Here is an 18,791-nt window from a genome sequence, read left to right as displayed (position 1 = left end):
ATTGGGAAGCTCGCAGGCAGGAAGCAGAGCGGAAACTTTGGCACGGGATGCGGAAAAAAGAAAGGGGCCTTATCGGCCCCTTGTCACAGAATCACTCAGGAAGGAGGGTTGTTCTGAAGCGTCAGCAACAGCCCATCGCGGCGCATAGTCGCTGCTTCCTCCGGCTGATGCAGGCGATCGAGTGCGTCGGCAAGCCAGGCGTAGTCAAACGCATCCGGGCGCTGTTTTAGCGCGGCACGGAAGGCGATGGTCGCTTCCTGCCATTCGCCGTGCTTCATCAGCGACTGACCCAACGTGCTCCACAGCAGTGGGCGATCGCCAACGCTTTTGATCTGCTGGCGCAGCACTTTCTCGAGCTGTTCAGGATTGTTGGTTTTCAGGCGCGGTACCGGCAGCAGCAGTCGATCGTCATACTGGCGTTTCAGGCCGTCGATGATGATCTGCTGGGCGGTGTCATGATCGTCACACTCAATGAGGTGATCGGCCATGGCGACCTGCAGCGGAATGCGCTGGCGGGTTTTGCGGCTCTGGTTTTTCCACCACTCGCGCAGGCCATCGCTGCCCTGATCGGCACGCGCCTGCTCCATCAGCCCAATCCAGGCCTGCTGTTCCAGAGCATCACGATGCGCTTCATCACCCACGTTGGCTTTCGCCATGGAAGGAATGATGTCGAGGAGCGAACTCCAGGCGCCGGTACGGATGTAGGCCTGTTCGGCCAGGCGCAGCACTTCCGGATGGCGTGGAGAGATTTCCAGCAGCTTATCTACGCCGTGGCGTGCCGCATGATCTTCGTTACGGGCCAGTTGAATACGAACGCGGGTGATTTCGACCGGGATCAAATCGTTACCGGCGCTTTCTGCTGCTCGCTCCAGATGCTGATTGGCGCGCATTTCGTCCCCGCGCTGCTGGGCGGCTTCTGCCGCGAGCAGGTAGTTCACCACCGGCTGTTCTGCGTGATCGGCATTTTTCGCCATCAGCTTTTCAACCTGCTGGTAATCACCTTCTGCCAGCTTCAACAGCGCCTGCTCGGTTTGCTTCCGAGCGCGGCGACGCTTGCGGCCGACAAACCAGCCACGGGTGTGCGCCCCGGTGCGGAAGATGCGGCGTAGCAGCCATTCGATGGCGAACAGCACCACCATGGTCAGGATCAGGATGATCACCAGGCCGGTGACGCTGGTTTCAATGTTGTAGTTGTCGGTCTGGATCAGCACGTAGCCCTGGTGTCCGGCGACGATCGGCCCGATCACGATCCCGGCGATCAGCAGTGCAAAGAGCAATAATACTTTCAACATACTTATTCTCCCTGCGGTGCGGCGGCGGCGGCAGGTGCAGCTTCAGCCTGAGGTTCGGCACCTGGTGTAACAGACGGCTGCGCCAGCAAATTACGCACGCGTGTCTGCATGAGCTTTTCCAGAATCGCCTGGCTTTGCAGCGTTTCCGGCACGTCCATATTGATGCTCTGCTGACTCAGCGCATCCAGCTCATCGAGGAAGGCTTTGGTCGTGGCATCATCGGTGTCGTAGTACGCGCGAACCCAGGTGGAGACGTTATCCAGCGCCTGTTTGTAAGTTTGATCCTGATGACGTGGCACTGCCTGAGCGGCCACCAGCAGGCGTGAGCGAATGTTTTCGCGCAGGTAAACGTCCTGATTCGGTGCCAACAGCGGTACCGCCGTTTCGTCACGACGACGAATGGTGATAAAGCTGTCCATAAAGTTCTGCCAGCTCTTTTGCAGGTTGACGCGCCACTCGCCGAGGGAGCTTGAAAGCTCGCCGCTGTCAGAATCCATTGGGGAATCGTCGTCGGTGTTGTCCGCCAGACGCAGGTTATCAATCTGATTTGAAAGCTGATTCACTTTCAGGATGATGCCGTCGTAATCGACCTGCGCCACGCCGGAGAGGCTGGCGATGTCTTCGGTGATTGCGCGGCGGGCGTTAATCAGACTCGGGTCATTCATGTCCGCCAGGCTTGCGTCGGCACTTTTCAGCAGCGCGGCGGCGGTGGTAACGTCCTGATCGCTCCACAGCTTGCGGCCCGCCAGTTTGACGAGGAAATCGGCCTGCGCCAGCTGCCAGGTTTTGGCATCGCTGCCGGAAATGGTGGCGACTTTTTGCTGCAGCTCATCAAGGTGTTTCGCCATCGCATCCTGCTGCTGTTTCGCGGCCGTCAGCTGGTCTGCCTGCTGTTTGATCACGCCTTCCAGCTCTGCTTTCTGCGATTCCTGCGCTTTTTGCAGGGCGGTGACCTGAGTGCCCAGCGTGTCATTGGCAGACGTCTGGCTGGTACCCTGCTGCTTCACCAGGCCATAAAGGCCCGCACCCGCGGCCAGCGCAATAGCAATCGCGATTACGCTCAGCGCCAGAGGGGCTTTACTGCTGCCGTTTTTCTTCTCAGCGCTCTTTTTTTCCGTATTTTCTGGCTGTGGCGTCGTGTCCACGGCCTCCCTGGTCTCTTCAACCACGGCGGCGTTCTCTTTCTGTTCCGTCATTATGGCTTCCAATGTTGAGAGTTATTGTAAAGCACGCAGCAGCGCGTCGTTGTCGGCGCTATCGGCCACCCTGATATTCCGCCAGCCCAACTCCCGGGCCTGTTGCACCAGACGCTCGCTCACCACAAGCAGTTCGCAGTTTAACAACCAACCCTCGCGATACCATTGTGGGATTAACGCCCAAAGCTGTTGCAGCATTTCACCGCTGGTCACGACCAGTCGGGTCACGCCGCGGGATTGCCAGCGCATGGCTTCTTGCGCCCCGTCATAATGACGTGGGCTGCGCTGGTAACATTCACAAAACGTCACGTACGCACCGCGGCTTTGCAGCGTTTCGCCAAGCAGCTCTCGTCCACCGTTGCCGCGCAAGATAAGCGCCTTCTTTCCTGCAACGTTTTGTAATTCCGGTAATTGTAGCAAGACTTCGCTGATTTCCCGATCGAGCGGGTAGCGAACATCAATGCCGCTGACTTTATGCAGCGCGAGGGCAGTGGTTCGCCCGATGGCAAAATAGCCTGGCGCAGGCGGCCAGCTTTTCCCCTGTTGTTGCAGGTGCGCGTGAGCGAATTCGACGGCATGCTGCGAAAGGGCGAAAAGCAAATCACCTTCCTTTACATCCGCAAGATGCCCGGAAAGCGTTGCCAGCTCGCGACCGGGGGTAAATTCAATTAACGGAAAGCTCCAGGCCTCTCGCCCCAGCGCGCGCAGGCGGCTGACAAGTTCTTCTCCCTGGGGAGACGGGCGAGTGACCAGAATACTCATTCGGGCGCTTCTCCGTTATAGACGTCGGCGAGGATCTCGCGGGCTCCGTTATTCAGCAGCTCTTCCGCCAGCGAAATGCCCAAGGCTTCAGCCTGATCGGCGGGGCCGCGACGTTCACCGCGTACCATCTGGCTGCCATCCGGCGCGCCAACTAATGCACGTAGCCAGATTTCACCGTTGTTCAGTTCAGCATAGCTGCCAATTGGCACCTGACAGCCTCCTTCGAGGCGGGTGTTCATCGCACGCTCGGCGCAAACGCGCACGGCAGTATCCGCATGATTGAGCGGAGCGAGCAGCGCGTGGGTTTGTTCGTCGTCGAGGCGGCATTCAATGCCGACCGCGCCCTGGCCAACGGCAGGGAGGGATTGCTCAGGCGAAAGCGCCTGTCGAATGCGGTCTTCGAGACCCAGGCGCTTCAGCCCGGCCACTGCCAGAATAATCGCATCATAATCGCCATTATCGAGTTTGCTCAGGCGCGTACCGACGTTGCCGCGTAAAGAGCGAATCTGCAGATCCGGACGTTCGGCGGCCAGCTGGCACTGGCGGCGTAAACTTGACGTGCCAACCACGCTGCCTGGCGGCAGGGCGTCGATGGAATCAAAGTGGTTTGAGACAAACGCATCACGCGGATCTTCGCGTTCGCAGATAGTTGTCAGGCCAAGTCCCTGTGGAAATTCCACGGGGACATCCTTCATCGAATGCACGGCGATATCGGCGCGGTTTTCAAGCAGCGCAAGTTCAAGCTCTTTGACAAACAGGCCCTTACCACCGACTTTTGCCAGGGGCGTATCAAGGATCACATCGCCTCGCGTGACCATTGGCACCAGTTCAACCCTGAGCCCTGGATGGCACGCCATCAGCCTGTCTTTCACATAATGTGCCTGCCAAAGTGCGAGAGGACTTTGGCGTGTGGCAATTCTTAAAACTTTGTCTAACATGCTTGTTACCGTCGTTATCGTCCGCCAGCCATCCTAACATTGTTGCTATAAGGATGTTAGTTTTCGAGTTTTTTGAAAATCTGAAATTCAGGCGAGCCAAGGCGTGGCGAAGAATTTACAGCCGTTAATCGGTGCTAAACTAATGAGTAGCGCAACTTTCTTTACGGTCAAACGGCAAGGTGTTAAATTGATCACGTTTTAAACCGTTTGTTAGCCCGCACCACCACCATCATGGCGACTGACGGTAGCGGTTCTTGTTGAAATTCTAAAAGCCTTCGTATTCCAGGCCTTACACCGCCTTGCAGTACTCAGGTTTAACATCAGGCGATATGTCTTGTACCTCTATATTGAGACACTGAAACAGAGACTGGATGCCATCAATCAATTGCGTGTGGATCGCGCGCTTGCTGCCATGGGGCCGGCTTTTCAGCAGGTCTACAGTCTTCTGCCGACATTGCTTCACTACCACCATCCGCTGATGCCGGGTTACCTCGACGGTAACGTACCCAAAGGCATTTGCCTCTACACGCCTGATGAAACCCAACGCCACTACCTTGATGAGCTGGAACTGCACCGCGGTATGCCGCGTCAGGACACCGCCAAAGGTGAACTGCCGATCACCGGCGTCTACTCCATGGGCAGCACCTCTTCTGTTGGCCAGAGCTGTTCTTCCGATCTTGATATCTGGGTTTGTCATCAGGCCTGGCTTGATAACGAAGAGCGCCAGCTGCTGCAGCGTAAATGTAGCCTGCTGGAGAGCTGGGCCGCGTCGCTTGGCGTCGAGGTCAGCTTCTTCCTGATCGACGAAAACCGTTTCCGTCACAACGAAAGCGGCAGCCTCGGCGGTGAAGACTGCGGCTCCACGCAGCATATTTTATTGCTCGACGAATTTTACCGTACCGCCGTGCGCCTCGCGGGCAAACGTATTCTGTGGAATATGGTGCCTTGCGAAGAAGAAGAGCACTACGACGAGTACGTCATGAAGCTCTATGCCCAGGGCGTGCTGACGCCAAACGAATGGCTCGACCTTGGCGGATTGAGCACGCTCTCCGCGGAAGAGTACTTCGGCGCGAGCCTGTGGCAGCTGTATAAAAGCATCGACTCACCGTACAAAGCGGTGCTGAAGACCCTGCTGCTCGAAGCCTATTCCTGGGAATACCCGAACAGCCGCCTGCTGGCGAAAGACATTAAACAGCGCCTGCACGACGGCGAGATTGTCTCCTTCGGGCTCGATCCGTACTGCATGATGCTTGAACGCGTCACCGATTATCTGCAGGCCATTGATGACACCACCCGTCTGGATTTGGTGCGTCGATGTTTCTACCTGAAAGTGTGTGAAAAACTGAGCCGCGAGCGCGCTTGTGTAGGCTGGCGTCGTGAAGTTGTTGGTCAGTTAGTGAAAGATTGGGGCTGGAGCGAAGAGCGCCTGTCGATGCTCGATAACCGCGCTAACTGGAAGATTGACGAAGTGCGTGACGCGCACAACGAGTTGCTCGACGCGATGATGCAGAGCTACCGCAATCTGATTCGCTTCGCGCGCCGCAACAACCTCAGCGTTTCCGCCAGCCCGCAGGACATCGGCGTGCTGACCCGCAAGCTGTACGCCGCATTCGAAGCACTGCCGGGGAAAGTCACGCTGGTGAATCCGCAGATTTCCCCCGACCTTTCCGAGCCGAATCTGACCTTTATCCATGTGCCGCCGGGCCGTGCCAACCGCACAGGCTGGTATCTTTACAACCGTGCGCCGAACATGGAATCGATCGTCAGTCATCAGCCGCTGGAATATAACCGTTATCTTAATAAACTGGTGGCGTGGGCCTGGTTCAACGGCCTGCTGACGTCCCGTACCCGCCTGTTTATTAAGGGCAACGGCATTGCCGATTTGGCCAAGCTGCAGGAGATGGTGGCCGACGTGTCGCACCACTTCCCGCTGCGCCTGCCGGCACCAACGCCAAAAGCGCTCTACAGCCCGTGCGAAATTCGTCATCTGGCGATTATCGTCAACCTTGAATATGACCCGACCGCGGCGTTCCGCAATCAGGTTGTGCATTTCGATTTCCGTAAGCTCGACGTATTCAGCTTTGGCGAAGAACAGAATTGCCTGGTGGGCAGCGTCGATCTGCTCTACCGCAACTCGTGGAACGAAGTGCGTACGCTGCACTTCAACGGCGAGCAGGCGATGATTGAAGCGCTGAAAACCATCCTCGGCAAAATGCATCAGGATGCTGCGCCGCCGGACAGCGTCGAAGTCTTCTGCTACAGCCAGCACCTGCGTGGCCTGATCCGTACCCGCGTCCAGCAGCTGGTTTCAGAGTGTATTGAGCTGCGCCTTTCCAGCACCCGTCAGGAAACCGGGCGCTTCAAAGCGCTGCGCGTGGCGGGGCAAACCTGGGGCCTGTTCTTCGAACGCCTGAACGTTTCCGTGCAGAAACTGGAAAATGCTATAGAGTTTTACGGCGCGATTTCCCACAACAAGCTGCATGGGCTGTCGGTGCAGGTGGAAACCAACCACGTTCAGCTGCCGCCGGTGGTGGACGGGTTTGCCAGCGAAGGGATCATTCAGTTCTTCTTCGAAGACACCAGCGATGACAACGGCTTCAACATCTACATTCTGGATGAGAGCAACCGTGCGGAGGTTTATCACCACTGCGAAGGTAGCAAAGAGGAGCTGGTGCGCGACGTCAGCCGCTTCTACTCCTCGTCGCACGACCGGTTCACCTACGGTTCAAGCTTTATCAACTTCAACCTGCCGCAGTTCTATCAGATTGTGAAAGTGGACAACCGTGCGCAGGTCATTCCGTTCCGCGCTCAGGCCGTTGCGGCCGTCACGCCTGCAAATCAGGATGCCGCGGCACCGCTGTTACAGCAGTACTTCTCTTAGTCTCTTAGTCGTCCCCTGCTGTTTGATGCCCTCTGCCGACCCTCTCCCACAGGGAGAGGGAGCAAATACTAAAAAACCTTCATATAAAGAAGGTTTTTGCAGTTTACCTACGGAAACTGACATCTTCCCCGGCCTGCGCCGTCGCTGCCTGTTCCAGCAGATCCCAGAATCGCCCACCGCTGCGATCGCAAATCCACTCATCTCCTTTCAGATCAAAGTGATAGCCACCCTGGCGGGTTGCCAGCCACACCTGGTGCAGCGGCTCCTGGCGGTTGATGATGATTTTGCTGCCGTTCTCGAAGCTTAGCGTCAGCACGCCGCCGTTAATCTCACAATCAATATCGCTGTCGCCATCCCAGTTATCGAGACTTTCTTCGATGGTCATCCACAGCTGGTCTGCGAGGCGATGAAATTCACTGTCGTTCATTGTTCTTTTCCATTATCAGGTGATGGCGGCAGTATAACGCGAAACAATTCCGGTTGCAGTCAGGTGCTAAACGCTTGCTTTTACGTCTTCTCCTGCGATGATAGAAAGCAGAAAGCATTAACCACAGGCACGCTAAGCATGAACAATCTCTTTCGACCGCTGATCCTTTTGGCTGCGTTAACGACCCTGGCAGGGTGTGGCCTGAAGGGGCCGCTCTATTTCCCGCCGGCAGATAAAACGGCTGCACCGCCAACGAAACCGGTCAATCCGGGAACCCAGAGCACCGAGCCGACCCGCAACGATCGTGGCGACAACGGCGGCCCGACCCAGGTGAACTACTGATCCAAAGGCCTTTTTTCTGCATGGGTGGAGTCAATGATGCAGTTCTCTAAAATGCACGGCCTTGGCAATGATTTTATGGTCGTCGATGCGGTAACGCAGAATGTGTTCTTTTCTCCGGAGTTGATCCGCCGCCTGGCCGATCGGCATCTTGGCGTCGGGTTCGATCAGCTGCTGGTGGTTGAACCGCCTTACGATCCGGACCTCGATTTTCACTACCGCATCTTTAACGCCGACGGCAGCGAAGTGTCGCAGTGCGGCAACGGCGCGCGCTGTTTTGCCCGTTTTGTCAGAATCAAAGGCCTGACCAATAAACGTGACATTCGCGTCAGCACCGCCAACGGGCGCATGGTATTAAGCGTTACCGATGACGACCTGGTGCGGGTGAATATGGGCGAGCCTAACTTTGAGCCTTCTCAGGTGCCGTTCCGCGCTAACAAAGCGGAAAAGACCTATATTATGCGTGCGGCCGAACAGACAGTATTGTGCGGCGTAGTCTCAATGGGCAATCCGCACTGTGTGGTTCAGGTCGACAGCGTCGACACCGCCGCGGTGGAAACATTAGGCCCAGTTTTGGAAAGCCATGAGCGTTTTCCGGAACGTGCCAATATCGGCTTTATGCAGGTGGTAAACCGCAACCATATCCGTTTGCGCGTTTATGAACGCGGCGCGGGGGAAACTCAGGCCTGCGGCAGCGGTGCCTGTGCAGCGGTTGCTGTCGGCATTCAGCAGGGCCTGCTGGCCGAAGAGGTACGCGTGGAATTGCCAGGCGGTCGGCTAGATATCGCCTGGAAGGGAGCGGGTCAGCCGCTGTTTATGACTGGCCCGGCGGCACACGTCTACGACGGATTTATTCATTTATGAAACAGCCAGGGGAAGAGCAGCTGACAGAACTGAACTCGCTCGACGATCGGGCGGTGGTCGATTATCTGCTGCAACATCCTGAATTTTTCATCCGCAACGCGCCGGTGGTGGAGCAGATGCGTGTCCCGCATCCGGTGCGCGGCACGGTGTCGCTGGTTGAGTGGCACATGGCGCGCGCGCGAAATCACATCAATGCGCTGGAAGAGAACATGTCGCTGCTGGTGGAGCAGGCGACGGCCAACGAAAGCCTGTTCTACCGTCTGCTGGAGCTGCAAACGCGGCTGGCGGCGGCCGAAAGCCTTGATGACATGCTCAATCGTTTTCACCGCTGGGCACGTGAACTTGGGCTTGCGGGCGCCACCGTGCGTCTGTTTGCCGATCGCTGGCGCATTGGCGCACCGTCTAAATTTACTCAGCTGGCGTTGTCGCGCCAGGCGTTCGAACCCATCCGTATTCAGCGCTTAGGCCACGAGCGGCACTTCCTGGGCTCTCTGAACGGCCCGGAGCTGCTGGTGATGATGCCTGAAGCGAAGGCGATTGGCTCAGTGGCCATGTCGATGCTCGGCAGCGACGGCGATCTTGGCGTGATGCTGTTCAGCAGCCGCGATGCGCAACACTATCAGGCGGGCCAGGGCACGCACCTTTTGCAGGAAATTTCCCTGCTGCTGCCTGGTTTGCTGGAGCGCTGGGTCGAGCGCGTATGACGCTCTCTGCGCTGACGGAACCTACCACGCGCTTCCTGCGCTATCTTGGCGTTGAACGCCAGCTCAGCCCGATCACCTTACTCAACTATCAGCGTCAGCTCGACACCATCATTGCGCTGGCGGAAGAGATGCGGATTGCGACCTGGCAGCAGTGCGATGTGGCTATCGTGCGTGGTTTTGCCGTGCGCAGCCGCCGTAAAGGCCTGAGTCCGGCCAGCCTCTCATTACGTCTTTCTGCTCTGCGTAGCTTCTTTGACTGGATGGTCAGCCAGGGTGAGCTTCCGGCCAACCCGGCCAAAGCCGTTTCTGCGCCGAAGGCCGCGCGCCATCTGCCGAAAAACATCGACGTCGACGACGTGAACCGTCTGCTGGATATTGATCTCAACGACCCACTGGCGGTACGCGACCGCGCGATGCTGGAAGTGATGTATGGCGCGGGCCTGCGTTTATCGGAGCTGGTGGGGCTGGATCTGAAGCATCTCGATCTGGAGTCCGGCGAAGTGTGGGTGATGGGCAAGGGCAGCAAAGAGCGCCGTCTGCCAATTGGCCGCAATGCTGTTCATTGGATTGAGCATTGGCTGGATTTACGCGGGCTGTTTGGCATGGAAGAAGATGCGCTGTTTTTGTCGAAGCTCGGCAAGCGTATTTCGGCGCGCAACGTGCAGAAGCGCTTCGCGGAGTGGGGCATCAAGCAAGGGCTGAACAGCCACGTGAACCCGCACAAGCTGCGCCACTCTTTTGCCACACACATGCTGGAATCGAGCGGCGATCTGCGAGGCGTGCAGGAGCTGCTCGGGCACGCCAATCTGTCGACCACCCAAATCTATACCCATCTTGATTTTCAACACCTTGCCTCGGTGTACGACCAGGCGCATCCACGCGCGAAACGGGGGAAATAATGCGTTTTTACCGTCCATTGGGCCAGATTGCTGCCCTGACGTTCGATCTTGACGACACGCTCTACGACAACCGCCAGGTCATCCGCCGCACGGAGAAAGAGTCTCTGGCCTTCGTTCGCGGCTACCATCCCGCCCTGAGTGAGCTTGAAAACAGTGATTTTCAGCAGCTGCGCACCGCGCTGCGTCAGTCAGAACCGGAGATTTACCACGACGTGACCGAATGGCGTCGCCGGGCAGTCGAGCAGGCGATGCTCAACGCCGGGCTTTCCGCCAGCGAAGCCGACGTGGGCGCCAACGCGGCGATGGCGAACTTCGCCAGATGGCGCAGCGCCATTGACGTGCCGCAGGAAACCCATGACACGCTGGCGAAGCTTGCAGAGAAATGGCCGCTGGTGGCGATAACCAACGGCAACGCGCAGCCTGAGTTGTTCGGCCTGAACGACTATTTTAAGTTTGTCCTGCGCGCGGGCCCGGACGGGCGTTCGAAGCCGTTCAGTGACATGTACCATCTGGCGGCAGAACGTTTAGACGTGCCGCTGGAACAGATCCTGCACGTTGGCGATGATCTGACGACGGACGTCGCCGGGGCCGTTCGCTGCGGGATGCAGGCTTGCTGGATCAACCTTCTTGACGGCGATTTGATGCAAATCCACGACAGCCGCCTGCTGCCACACATCGAAATTTCGCGGTTGGCATCCCTCACCACGCTGATATAATCACCAGTAACTCTGTATATATTAACAGGGGTTCGTGGAACCCCGACTTTCTCCGGCGGTGCCAATGGACGTTTCTTACCTGCTCGACAGCCTCAATGACAAACAGCGCGAAGCCGTAGCGGCCAACCGCACTAACCTGCTGGTGCTGGCAGGGGCAGGCAGTGGCAAGACACGCGTGCTGGTCCACCGCATCGCCTGGCTGCAAAGCGTGGAGAACTGCTCGCCCTATTCGATCATGGCGGTGACGTTCACCAACAAGGCGGCGGCGGAAATGCGTCATCGTATCGCGCAGCTGATGGGTTCATCTCAGGGCGGGATGTGGGTCGGCACCTTCCACGGGCTGGCGCACCGTCTGCTGCGTGCGCATCATCTGGACGCCAATCTGCCGCAGGATTTCCAGATCCTCGACAGCGAAGATCAGCTGCGTTTACTGAAGCGCCTGATGAAGGCGATGAACCTCGATGAGAAGCAGTGGCCCGCGCGTCAGGCGATGTGGTACATCAACGGGCAGAAAGATGAAGGCCTGCGCCCGCATCATATTCAGAGCTTTGGCAACCCGGTCGAACAGACCTGGCAGAGTATTTACAAGGCCTATCAGGAAGCGTGCGACCGCGCGGGGCTGGTGGATTTTGCCGAGCTGCTGCTGCGCGCCCATGAGCTGTGGCTCAACAAGCCGCACATTCTGCAGCACTACCGCGAACGCTTCACCAACATCCTCGTCGACGAGTTCCAGGACACCAACAATATTCAGTACGCCTGGATCCGCATGCTCGCGGGCGACACCGGCAAAGTAATGATCGTTGGCGACGATGACCAGTCGATCTACGGCTGGCGTGGCGCGCAGGTGGAAAACATCCAGCGCTTCCTCAATGATTTCCCCGGCGCGGAAACCATCCGCCTGGAGCAAAACTACCGCTCGACCAGCAATATCCTCAGCGCCGCCAACGCCCTGATTGAAAACAACAATGGGCGCCTCGGCAAAAAGCTGTGGACCGATGGCGTCGACGGCGAACCGATTTCACTCTATTGCGCCTTCAACGAACTCGACGAAGCCCGCTTCGTGGTGAACCGCATCAAAACCTGGCAGGACAACGGCGGTGCGCTGGAGCAGTGCGCCATTCTCTACCGCAGCAACGCCCAGTCGCGCGTGCTGGAAGAGGCGCTGTTGCAGGTCAGCATGCCGTACCGCATCTACGGCGGCATGCGCTTCTTCGAACGTCAGGAAATCAAAGACGCGCTGGCTTATCTGCGTCTTATTGCCAATCGCAACGACGATGCAGCGTTTGAACGTGTGGTTAACACGCCGACGCGCGGCATTGGCGATCGCACGTTAGACGTCGTACGCCAAACCTCGCGTGAACGTCAGCTGACTCTGTGGCAGGCGTGCCGTGAGCTGCTGAAAGATAAGGCCCTCGCCGGGCGTGCGGCCAGCGCGTTACAGCGCTTTATGGAGCTTATCGAAGCGCTCTCCCAGGAAACGGCAGACATGCCGCTGCACGTGCAGACCGACCGCGTCATAAAAGATTCCGGCCTGTTCATGATGTACGAGCAGGAGAAGGGCGAAAAAGGCCAGACCCGTATCGAAAACTTAGAGGAACTGGTGACGGCAACGCGCCAGTTCAGCTACAACGACGAAGAAGAAGATTTAATGCCGCTTCAGGCATTCCTTTCCCACGCCGCGCTGGAAGCGGGGGAAGGGCAGGCGGACACCTGGCAGGACGCCGTGCAGCTGATGACGCTGCACTCGGCGAAAGGGCTGGAGTTCCCGCAGGTGTTTATCGTCGGCATGGAAGAGGGGATGTTCCCGAGCCAGATGTCGCTTGATGAAGGCGGGCGTCTGGAAGAAGAGCGCCGCCTGGCCTACGTTGGCGTGACGCGTGCGATGCAGAAGCTGACGCTAACGTATGCGGAAACCCGTCGTCTGTACGGCAAAGAGGTTTATCATCGTCCGTCGCGCTTTATCGGCGAGCTGCCGGAAGCCTGCGTGGAGGAAGTCCGTCTGCGCGCCACGGTCAGCCGCCCGGTTAGCCATCAGCGCATGGGCACGCCGATGGCGGAAAACGACACCGGTTACAAGCTCGGCCAGCGTGTGCGCCACGCGAAATTCGGCGAAGGCACCATCGTGAATCTGGAAGGCAGCGGCGAGCACAGCCGTTTGCAGGTAGCGTTCCAGGGTCAGGGGATCAAATGGCTGGTGGCCGCCTACGCGCGTCTCGAAAACGTGTAACTTTCAGAAAATCATCATAAATTTGTAACGTTCTGCTAATCTTACAGGCCAGAGGGGATGAAAACTTCTCTGGCGTTTCGTTGCGTGTTGACGCTGCATTTAGGCTGGCGTAACATGCGCCCACGATTACGCTAAGAGGACTGATACCTTGGACACACCCAGTAGATGCTGGCTCAACTTCCTGCAATCCAGGAACAACTCCTAAGGCTATCACCCAACGCTGATGGCCTTAGAGGTTGTCAGCGACACGCGTTTCTCCCGTCGCTCTGAGTCAGGCTTAATGGTCTGAAACCCCCATTGTTTCTGTGTGCCCAACGTACTGTCCGATCATTTTTTGCATTGGGAGTCCCGGTCATGCTGAGCGCATTTCAACTGGAAAACAATCGCTTAACGCGTCTTGAGTCCGATGACATCGAACACCTGGGCAGCTCTGTCTGGGTCGATTTGGTGGAGCCGGACGACGAAGAACGTAACCGCGTACAGACAGAGCTCGGTCAGAACCTGGCAACACGCCCTGAACTGGAAGACATCGAAGCGTCGGCCCGTTTCTTTGAAGATGAAGACGGGCTGCACATTCACTCCTTCTTCTTCTTTGAAGATGCCGACGATCACGCGGGGAACTCCACCGTGGCGTTCACCATTCGCGAAGGGCGTCTGTTTACCCTGCGCGAACGTGAGCTGCCTGCTTTCCGCCTGTATCGTATGCGAGCCCGCAACCAGGAGATGGTGGACGGCAACGCGTTCGAGCTGCTGCTGGATCTGTTCGAAACCAAAATCGAACAGCTGGCGGATGAAATTGAAAACATCTACAGCGATCTGGAAAAGCTGAGCCGGGTGATCATGGAAGGCCATCAGGGCGACGAGTACGACGAAGCGCTCTCCACCCTGGCGGAGCTGGAAGATATCGGCTGGAAGGTGCGTTTGTGTCTGATGGATACCCAGCGCGCGCTGAACTTCCTCGTGCGCAAAGCGCGTCTGCCGGCGGTACAGCTGGAGCAGGCGCGTGAGATTCTGCGAGATATCGAATCCCTGCTGCCGCACAACGAATCCCTGTTCCAGAAGGTGAACTTCCTGATGCAGGCGGCGATGGGCTTTATCAACATCGAGCAGAACCGCATCATCAAGATCTTCTCGGTGGTTTCCGTGGTGTTCCTGCCGCCGACGCTGGTGGCTTCAAGCTACGGCATGAACTTCGAGTTTATGCCCGAGCTGCACTTCAGCTTCGGCTACCCGGCGGCGATTGTGGTGATGATCCTCGCGGGCCTCGCGCCGTACCTCTACTTTAAGCGCAAGAACTGGCTTTAAGTATCACGTCGTAATCACGGCGGCTTGCAGGACTGAAGCCGCCGATGAGCAACGGCTCTGCTATCTCCTTCTCCCTTGCCAGGCTGCCTAAAACTTCCCGCAAAGTCGCGAGCGTTGCGGCTGAAGTGTGCTTTGAGGTAATCAGCGGCAGGCCCGGCGTGAGTGCCGTTTCACCGATTGTTGTCAGGCCAGAGAGCACCTGCGGTAGATAACGTTCAAAGAGCGTCAGGCTGACGCAGTCAATCGCAGCGATGTCCGCCTTTACGCTTTGCAGCAAAGCCAGCGACTGGCGATGGCTGCCGCTCCAGACAATTGACTGAAAAAATGTGTCGTCGTGTCCGAGGCTGTTTCGCAGTGCGTGATAGCCCGACTGTGAATCTGAAGAGTTGGCGGCGGCCACGCGCCCGCGGAAATCGACCAGCGTTTTCCCTTTGCCTTCTTGCCTGACCAGCAGCTTGCTGCGGTAGTTTCCCGCCTCGCAGCCCGGAGCGGTGTAGTGAAACTGCCCGACCACCTGAACCTCCGGCAGCAGCGTGACCAGCGGATAGCCGCAGGTCTGGCTCAGCAGCATATCGTCATCACGCCAGTGTGAAAGCAGTTCCTTCGGGCGCTGAAAATGTGCATCGGGAAAATGGCGCAGCACGGCGTTTGCCAGCGCGTCGGTGGCGGCAGGCAAAATGTCGTACATTGGAAAGCTAATCCTGGCGCTCATGCTGATTTTCTCCGCTGCCTGACGGATGGACGGTGACGTCCACCGGGCGATACCGGTAATTACGCCACCATTCGCGATAGCCCTTCACCACGAAACCCTGATTGCGCTCGGCGTAGCGGGCTCTGTCTCGCAGCCACACTTTGCGTAAACCGTACCAGGGCACGCCCGGCAAATCGTGATGTACCGAATGATAGTTCAGATTTAAAAACAGCAGACGCCAGAGGAGCGAGGTTTCGGTAATGGCGGAGCGGGCGAGCGGATCGTCTGCCGCGCGGTGCTCGAGGAACGAACGCACTTTGGTCACCGCCAGCGCCGGATAGCTGACCGCCAAAAGATACCAGAACACGGAGAACCCATGGTGCGTCAGCCATGCGAAGAGCAACCCCAAAAGCGAAAAGTGCACCAGCCACATGGTGATGGCACGGCGATCTCCCTGGCGAAATGACGTCACCATGCCCGCCAGCACGCCAGCGATATCCAGCAGCGGTGCCAGCAGCAGGCGACCAGGAAAGGTATTACGCAGGTGGATTACGCGCTGCTGCCACTCGCTGAATCGCTGCCAGCGCCCGGCGGAGAAGTAATAGGTTTCCGGATCTTCACCCGGCACCGTCAGCAGCTGATTGCGATGATGGGCGAGATGAGAATCGCGATACAGGCCAAACGGATACCACACCGCCAGCGGCAGCAGGCCGAACAACTGATTGACGCGCGGCCAGCGTGTCGGGTGGCCGTGAATCAGCTCGTGCTGAAAGGACATATACCAGGTGGTGAAGAGGATAAGTAACGCGGTGGAAGCGAACAGCCCCAGCGTGGCGTGAAAGATAAGCGTCGTAAACCAGCCGCTATAAATCACGCCCATCAGCAGCCAGGTGGGCAGTTCGCTGCGCCACAGCCAGCTTCTGGCGAGGAGGTGTACGGCCTGACGCTGTTCGTCGTCGAGCCAGGCGGCGCGTTTATCTGTATTGGGGAGCAACATCCGGCTTTCACATCGTTAAGGGTTCATGCGCTGAAGATGTGAGAAGCCGTTTGAAATCACAAAGAATTTTACCGCAAGAGCTTTGCCGGAAACCGGCAAAGCCTTGAGCATCAGCCTTTTGGCGTGCGGCGCAGGGTGTAAATCGCGTCCATCACGAAGACGGCCAGGGCGACCCAGATGAAGGCAAAGGTGACCATTTTATCCGCGCCCGGGGTTTCACCGTAAAACACTACCGCCAGCAGGAACATCAGCGTCGGGCCGATGTACTGGAAGAAGCCCAGGGTGGAAAGCCGCAGTCGCGTCGCCGCGCCGGTGAAGCACAGCAGCGGAATAGTGGTGACCACGCCTGCCGCCATCAGCAGGAGATTTAGCGACCACGGGTTGCTGCCCATATGGCTGGTGGCGCTGTCGGCAATGCCGAACAGGTAAATCGCTGCCACGGGAAGCAGCCACAAGGTTTCGACCAGCATCCCGGTCTGCGCATCGACGGCGATTTTTTTACGGGCCAGGCCATAGAACGCAAAGCTGAAGGCCAGCCCCAGGGCAATAACCGGCAGGGAGCCGAACGTCCAGAGCTGAACCAGCACCCCGCAGGCGGCCAGGATCACCGCCAGCCACTGCATACGGCGGAAGCGCTCGCCAAGGAAAATCATCCCCAGTACAACGTTCACCAGCGGGTTAATAAAGTAGCCAAGGCTCGCTTCCAGCATGTGCTGATTGTTCACCGCCCAGATAAACAGCAGCCAGTTGCCGCCAATCAGCACGGCGGAGACGGCAAGCCAGAGGATTTTTTTCGGTGTCTGGCACAGGCGTTTGATGCCGGCCCACTGGCGGCTGATGGAGATCAGCGCCACCATAAAGAAAAACGACCAGATGATGCGGTGCGTCAGGATCTCATCGGCGGGTACGTAATGAATTAGCTTGAAGTAGGCGGGTGCCACGCCCCAAATAAAATAAGCGGCAAGAGCGAGAAGTACGCCCTGCCGCGTTTGTTTAGCATCCATGGGTAAAATCCGTTACAAAAAAGTAAACCGATTTTACCTGATTTTACGCCTTCAACCCACCATATAAGTGGCGGTGGCGCTGGCAATGTAGAGCTGCTCTTCGTTGTGTAATTCCACTCTCGCCACGGCCACTTTATTGCCCGCTCGCAGCAGGCTGGCGGTCGCTGTAAAACGGTTGCCGCGGCCCGGACGCAGGTAATCAACGCGCAAATCAATGGTGCCCATTCGGGACAGGCGCTGGCGCAGTTCATCTTCGTTAATTGTGTCATGGCGGGTGAGCGTGCTGCCCACGCAGACCAGGCCTGCCGCCACGTCCAGCGCCGAGGCAATCACGCCGCCGTGCAGAATACTTTGCGCCCAGTTGCCGACCATCATTGGCTGATTGTTAAAGCTGAGCTGTGCAAAAGCCTTTTCATAGCGCTCCAGTTCCAGCCCCAGCGCGCGGTTGAACGGCATGTGGTAGACAAAAATATCGCCGACCAGTTTTAGCGCTTCTTCGGCGCTCAGTTCTCGGGACATAACACCTTTCCATTGGTTAATGAAATGTTGATTTTATGCCTATGAAATGTTGAATGCTACTTTCAGAAACGATAACCACTCAATGGCAGGCAGAAGTCTGTAGAATGGGCCGGATAATTATTCAGCATTTTCAGGGGAATTTTTGCAATGCAAACCAGGCTGGGATGGTTACTGGCAGTAGCAGGACTGCCGCTTAGCGTTTACGCGCAGGAAGCGACGATTAAGGATGTGCATGATGCGCCCGCCGTGCGCGGCAGTATCATTGCGAACTTACTCCAGGAGCACGACAATCCGTTCACGCTCTATCCGTACGACACCAACTATCTGCTCTACACCTGGAGCAGCGACATCAATAAAGAAGCGATCCAGACCTATAACTGGTCGGACAATGCGCGTAAGGATGAGGTGAAGTATCAGCTCAGCCTGGCGTTCCCCATCTGGCGCGGAATTTTTGGCGATAACTCCGTCCTTGGCGCGTCCTACACGCAAAAGTCGTGGTGGCAGCTCTCGAACACCGAGGAGTCTTCCCCATTCCGCGAAACCAACTATGAGCCGCAGCTGTTCGTCGGCTTTGCCACCGATTACCGTCTGGGTGACTGGACGCTACGGGATGTCGAAGTCGGCTATAACCACGATTCGAACGGACGTTCCGACCCGACATCGCGCAGCTGGAACCGCATGTACACCCGCCTGATGGCGCAAAACGGCAACCTGATGGTCGAAGTGAAGCCGTGGTTTGTGATTGGCGACACCGACGACAACCCGGATATCACCAAATACATGGGCTACTACCAGCTGAAGGTCGGCTATCAGTTGGGCGAAGCGGTGCTGAGCGCCAAAGGCCAGTACAACTGGAACACCGGCTACGGCGGCGCAGAGCTTGGTATCAGCTACCCGGTGACGAAACATATGCGTCTCTACACTCAGGTCTATAGCGGTTACGGCGAGTCGCTGATTGATTACAACTTCAATCAGACCCGCGTCGGCGTCGGCGTAATGCTCAACGATCTGTTTTAATCGTTGCACTCTG

19 protein-coding genes are annotated in these 18,791 nt (G+C 57.5%); 10 read left to right on the top strand and 9 right to left on the bottom strand.

Going from position 1 to position 18,791, the window contains the following annotated elements:
• Nucleotides 1-95: 95 nt before the first annotated feature.
• The 4 genes from hemY to hemC are packed head-to-tail and all read right to left on the bottom strand — an operon-like array spanning nucleotide 96 to nucleotide 4,188.
• Nucleotides 96-1,292 carry a protoheme IX biogenesis protein HemY gene (gene hemY, locus CRO87_RS19285; protein ID WP_097164550.1) on the bottom strand — a complete coding sequence of 399 codons (1,197 nt, stop codon included), beginning with the start codon at nucleotides 1,290-1,292 and terminating at the stop codon, nucleotides 96-98.
• Nucleotides 1,293-1,294: 2 nt separating this feature from the next.
• Nucleotides 1,295-2,488, bottom strand: a complete 1,194-nt coding sequence (hemX, locus tag CRO87_RS19280) for a uroporphyrinogen-III C-methyltransferase (protein WP_097164549.1) — start codon at nucleotides 2,486-2,488, stop codon at nucleotides 1,295-1,297.
• A 21-nt stretch (nucleotides 2,489-2,509) separates the two neighbouring features.
• On the bottom strand, nucleotides 2,510-3,250 hold the full coding sequence (hemD, locus tag CRO87_RS19275; RefSeq protein WP_097164548.1) for a uroporphyrinogen-III synthase: 741 nt from the start codon (nucleotides 3,248-3,250) through the stop codon (nucleotides 2,510-2,512).
• Nucleotides 3,247-4,188 (bottom strand): hydroxymethylbilane synthase, encoded by a 942-nt coding sequence (gene hemC / locus CRO87_RS19270; RefSeq protein ID WP_097164547.1) that lies wholly within the window; start codon nucleotides 4,186-4,188, stop codon nucleotides 3,247-3,249. Before hemC ends, hemD begins: the two co-directional genes overlap by 4 nt.
• A gap of 334 nt (nucleotides 4,189-4,522) precedes the next feature.
• Here hemC and cyaA point away from each other — a divergent pair, with 334 nt between their 5' ends.
• Entirely contained in the window at nucleotides 4,523-7,069 is a 2,547-nt protein-coding gene (gene cyaA / locus CRO87_RS19265) for a class I adenylate cyclase (protein ID WP_097164546.1), read from the top strand.
• A 103-nt stretch (nucleotides 7,070-7,172) separates the two neighbouring features.
• Here the strand turns inward: cyaA and cyaY are convergent, their stop codons facing one another.
• Nucleotides 7,173-7,496 (bottom strand): iron donor protein CyaY, encoded by a 324-nt coding sequence (gene cyaY / locus CRO87_RS19260; RefSeq protein ID WP_097164545.1) that lies wholly within the window; start codon nucleotides 7,494-7,496, stop codon nucleotides 7,173-7,175.
• A 138-nt stretch (nucleotides 7,497-7,634) separates the two neighbouring features.
• On the opposite strand from cyaY, the gene CRO87_RS19255 reads away from it, so the two are divergent.
• From CRO87_RS19255 to corA, 8 genes are all read left to right on the top strand, one after another.
• The gene (locus tag CRO87_RS19255) at nucleotides 7,635-7,838 is read left to right on the top strand and encodes a lipoprotein (RefSeq protein ID WP_097164544.1); all 204 of its coding nucleotides are present in this window, start codon (nucleotides 7,635-7,637) and stop codon (nucleotides 7,836-7,838) included.
• Between the two features lie 36 nt (nucleotides 7,839-7,874).
• Nucleotides 7,875-8,699, top strand: a complete 825-nt coding sequence (gene dapF, locus CRO87_RS19250) for a diaminopimelate epimerase (protein WP_097164543.1) — start codon at nucleotides 7,875-7,877, stop codon at nucleotides 8,697-8,699.
• The gene (locus CRO87_RS19245; RefSeq protein ID WP_097164542.1) at nucleotides 8,696-9,403 is read left to right on the top strand and encodes a DUF484 domain-containing protein; all 708 of its coding nucleotides are present in this window, start codon (nucleotides 8,696-8,698) and stop codon (nucleotides 9,401-9,403) included. The genes dapF and CRO87_RS19245 overlap by 4 nt, the downstream gene beginning before the upstream one ends.
• Nucleotides 9,400-10,302 carry a tyrosine recombinase XerC gene (gene xerC / locus CRO87_RS19240; protein ID WP_097164541.1) on the top strand — a complete coding sequence of 301 codons (903 nt, stop codon included), beginning with the start codon at nucleotides 9,400-9,402 and terminating at the stop codon, nucleotides 10,300-10,302. The genes CRO87_RS19245 and xerC overlap by 4 nt, the downstream gene beginning before the upstream one ends.
• Nucleotides 10,302-11,018 carry a 5-amino-6-(5-phospho-D-ribitylamino)uracil phosphatase YigB gene (gene yigB, locus CRO87_RS19235; protein ID WP_097164540.1) on the top strand — a complete coding sequence of 239 codons (717 nt, stop codon included), beginning with the start codon at nucleotides 10,302-10,304 and terminating at the stop codon, nucleotides 11,016-11,018. Before xerC ends, yigB begins: the two co-directional genes overlap by 1 nt.
• 64 nt (nucleotides 11,019-11,082) lie before the next feature.
• Nucleotides 11,083-13,245, top strand: a complete 2,163-nt coding sequence (gene uvrD, locus CRO87_RS19230) for a DNA helicase II (protein ID WP_097164539.1) — start codon at nucleotides 11,083-11,085, stop codon at nucleotides 13,243-13,245.
• Between the two features lie 148 nt (nucleotides 13,246-13,393).
• Nucleotides 13,394-13,450, top strand: coding sequence for a YsgD/CorL family protein (gene ysgD / locus CRO87_RS22970; protein ID WP_366509402.1), 57 nt, complete (start codon nucleotides 13,394-13,396; stop codon nucleotides 13,448-13,450).
• Between the two features lie 149 nt (nucleotides 13,451-13,599).
• Nucleotides 13,600-14,550, top strand: coding sequence for a magnesium/cobalt transporter CorA (gene corA, locus CRO87_RS19225; protein ID WP_097164538.1), 951 nt, complete (start codon nucleotides 13,600-13,602; stop codon nucleotides 14,548-14,550).
• Here corA and CRO87_RS19220 read toward each other — a convergent pair.
• The 4 genes from CRO87_RS19220 to yigI all read right to left on the bottom strand — a co-directional run bounded on the left by CRO87_RS19220 (nucleotide 14,528) and on the right by yigI (nucleotide 17,761).
• Entirely contained in the window at nucleotides 14,528-15,262 is a 735-nt protein-coding gene (locus tag CRO87_RS19220; protein WP_097164537.1) for a phosphate/phosphite/phosphonate ABC transporter substrate-binding protein, read from the bottom strand. The two genes, corA and CRO87_RS19220, sit on opposite strands and share 23 nt — an antisense overlap.
• Nucleotides 15,246-16,238 (bottom strand): fatty acid desaturase, encoded by a 993-nt coding sequence (locus tag CRO87_RS19215; protein WP_097164536.1) that lies wholly within the window; start codon nucleotides 16,236-16,238, stop codon nucleotides 15,246-15,248. The genes CRO87_RS19220 and CRO87_RS19215 overlap by 17 nt, the downstream gene beginning before the upstream one ends.
• A 110-nt stretch (nucleotides 16,239-16,348) precedes the next feature.
• Nucleotides 16,349-17,242 (bottom strand): EamA family transporter RarD, encoded by an 894-nt coding sequence (gene rarD / locus CRO87_RS19210; RefSeq protein ID WP_097164535.1) that lies wholly within the window; start codon nucleotides 17,240-17,242, stop codon nucleotides 16,349-16,351.
• 51 nt (nucleotides 17,243-17,293) lie between these two features.
• The gene (yigI, locus tag CRO87_RS19205; protein ID WP_097164534.1) at nucleotides 17,294-17,761 is read right to left on the bottom strand and encodes an acyl-CoA thioesterase YigI; all 468 of its coding nucleotides are present in this window, start codon (nucleotides 17,759-17,761) and stop codon (nucleotides 17,294-17,296) included.
• 147 nt (nucleotides 17,762-17,908) lie between these two features.
• Between yigI and pldA the strand changes: the two genes are divergently transcribed.
• Complete coding sequence (gene pldA / locus CRO87_RS19200; RefSeq protein WP_097164533.1) at nucleotides 17,909-18,778, top strand: phospholipase A; 870 nt, start codon at nucleotides 17,909-17,911, stop codon at nucleotides 18,776-18,778.
• The last annotated feature ends 13 nt before the right edge of the window (nucleotides 18,779-18,791 follow it).

The sequence above is a fragment of the Enterobacter sp. CC120223-11 genome, assembly GCF_900215375.1.
Lineage (GTDB): Bacteria > Pseudomonadota > Gammaproteobacteria > Enterobacterales > Enterobacteriaceae > Scandinavium.
Note: the sequence above shows the minus strand (reverse complement) of the source record. Positions and strands in the feature narration are given on the sequence as shown.

Bases quoted from the DNA above. Each gene is read 5' to 3' on its own strand.
- hemY (WP_097164550.1), bottom strand. From the start codon at position 1,292: ATGTTGAAAGTATTATTGCTCTTTGCACTGCTGATCGCCGGGATCGTG.
- hemX (WP_097164549.1), bottom strand. From the start codon at position 2,488: ATGACGGAACAGAAAGAGAACGCCGCCGTGGTTGAAGAGACCAGGGAG.
- hemD (WP_097164548.1), bottom strand. From the start codon at position 3,250: ATGAGTATTCTGGTCACTCGCCCGTCTCCCCAGGGAGAAGAACTTGTC.
- hemC (WP_097164547.1), bottom strand. From the start codon at position 4,188: ATGTTAGACAAAGTTTTAAGAATTGCCACACGCCAAAGTCCTCTCGCA.
- cyaY (WP_097164545.1), bottom strand. From the start codon at position 7,496: ATGAACGACAGTGAATTTCATCGCCTCGCAGACCAGCTGTGGATGACC.
- CRO87_RS19255 (WP_097164544.1), top strand. From the start codon at position 7,635: ATGAACAATCTCTTTCGACCGCTGATCCTTTTGGCTGCGTTAACGACC.
- dapF (WP_097164543.1), top strand. From the start codon at position 7,875: ATGCAGTTCTCTAAAATGCACGGCCTTGGCAATGATTTTATGGTCGTC.
- CRO87_RS19245 (WP_097164542.1), top strand. From the start codon at position 8,696: ATGAAACAGCCAGGGGAAGAGCAGCTGACAGAACTGAACTCGCTCGAC.
- xerC (WP_097164541.1), top strand. From the start codon at position 9,400: ATGACGCTCTCTGCGCTGACGGAACCTACCACGCGCTTCCTGCGCTAT.
- yigB (WP_097164540.1), top strand. From the start codon at position 10,302: ATGCGTTTTTACCGTCCATTGGGCCAGATTGCTGCCCTGACGTTCGAT.
- uvrD (WP_097164539.1), top strand. From the start codon at position 11,083: ATGGACGTTTCTTACCTGCTCGACAGCCTCAATGACAAACAGCGCGAA.
- corA (WP_097164538.1), top strand. From the start codon at position 13,600: ATGCTGAGCGCATTTCAACTGGAAAACAATCGCTTAACGCGTCTTGAG.
- CRO87_RS19220 (WP_097164537.1), bottom strand. From the start codon at position 15,262: ATGAGCGCCAGGATTAGCTTTCCAATGTACGACATTTTGCCTGCCGCC.
- CRO87_RS19215 (WP_097164536.1), bottom strand. From the start codon at position 16,238: ATGTTGCTCCCCAATACAGATAAACGCGCCGCCTGGCTCGACGACGAA.
- rarD (WP_097164535.1), bottom strand. From the start codon at position 17,242: ATGGATGCTAAACAAACGCGGCAGGGCGTACTTCTCGCTCTTGCCGCT.
- yigI (WP_097164534.1), bottom strand. From the start codon at position 17,761: ATGTCCCGAGAACTGAGCGCCGAAGAAGCGCTAAAACTGGTCGGCGAT.
- pldA (WP_097164533.1), top strand. From the start codon at position 17,909: ATGCAAACCAGGCTGGGATGGTTACTGGCAGTAGCAGGACTGCCGCTT.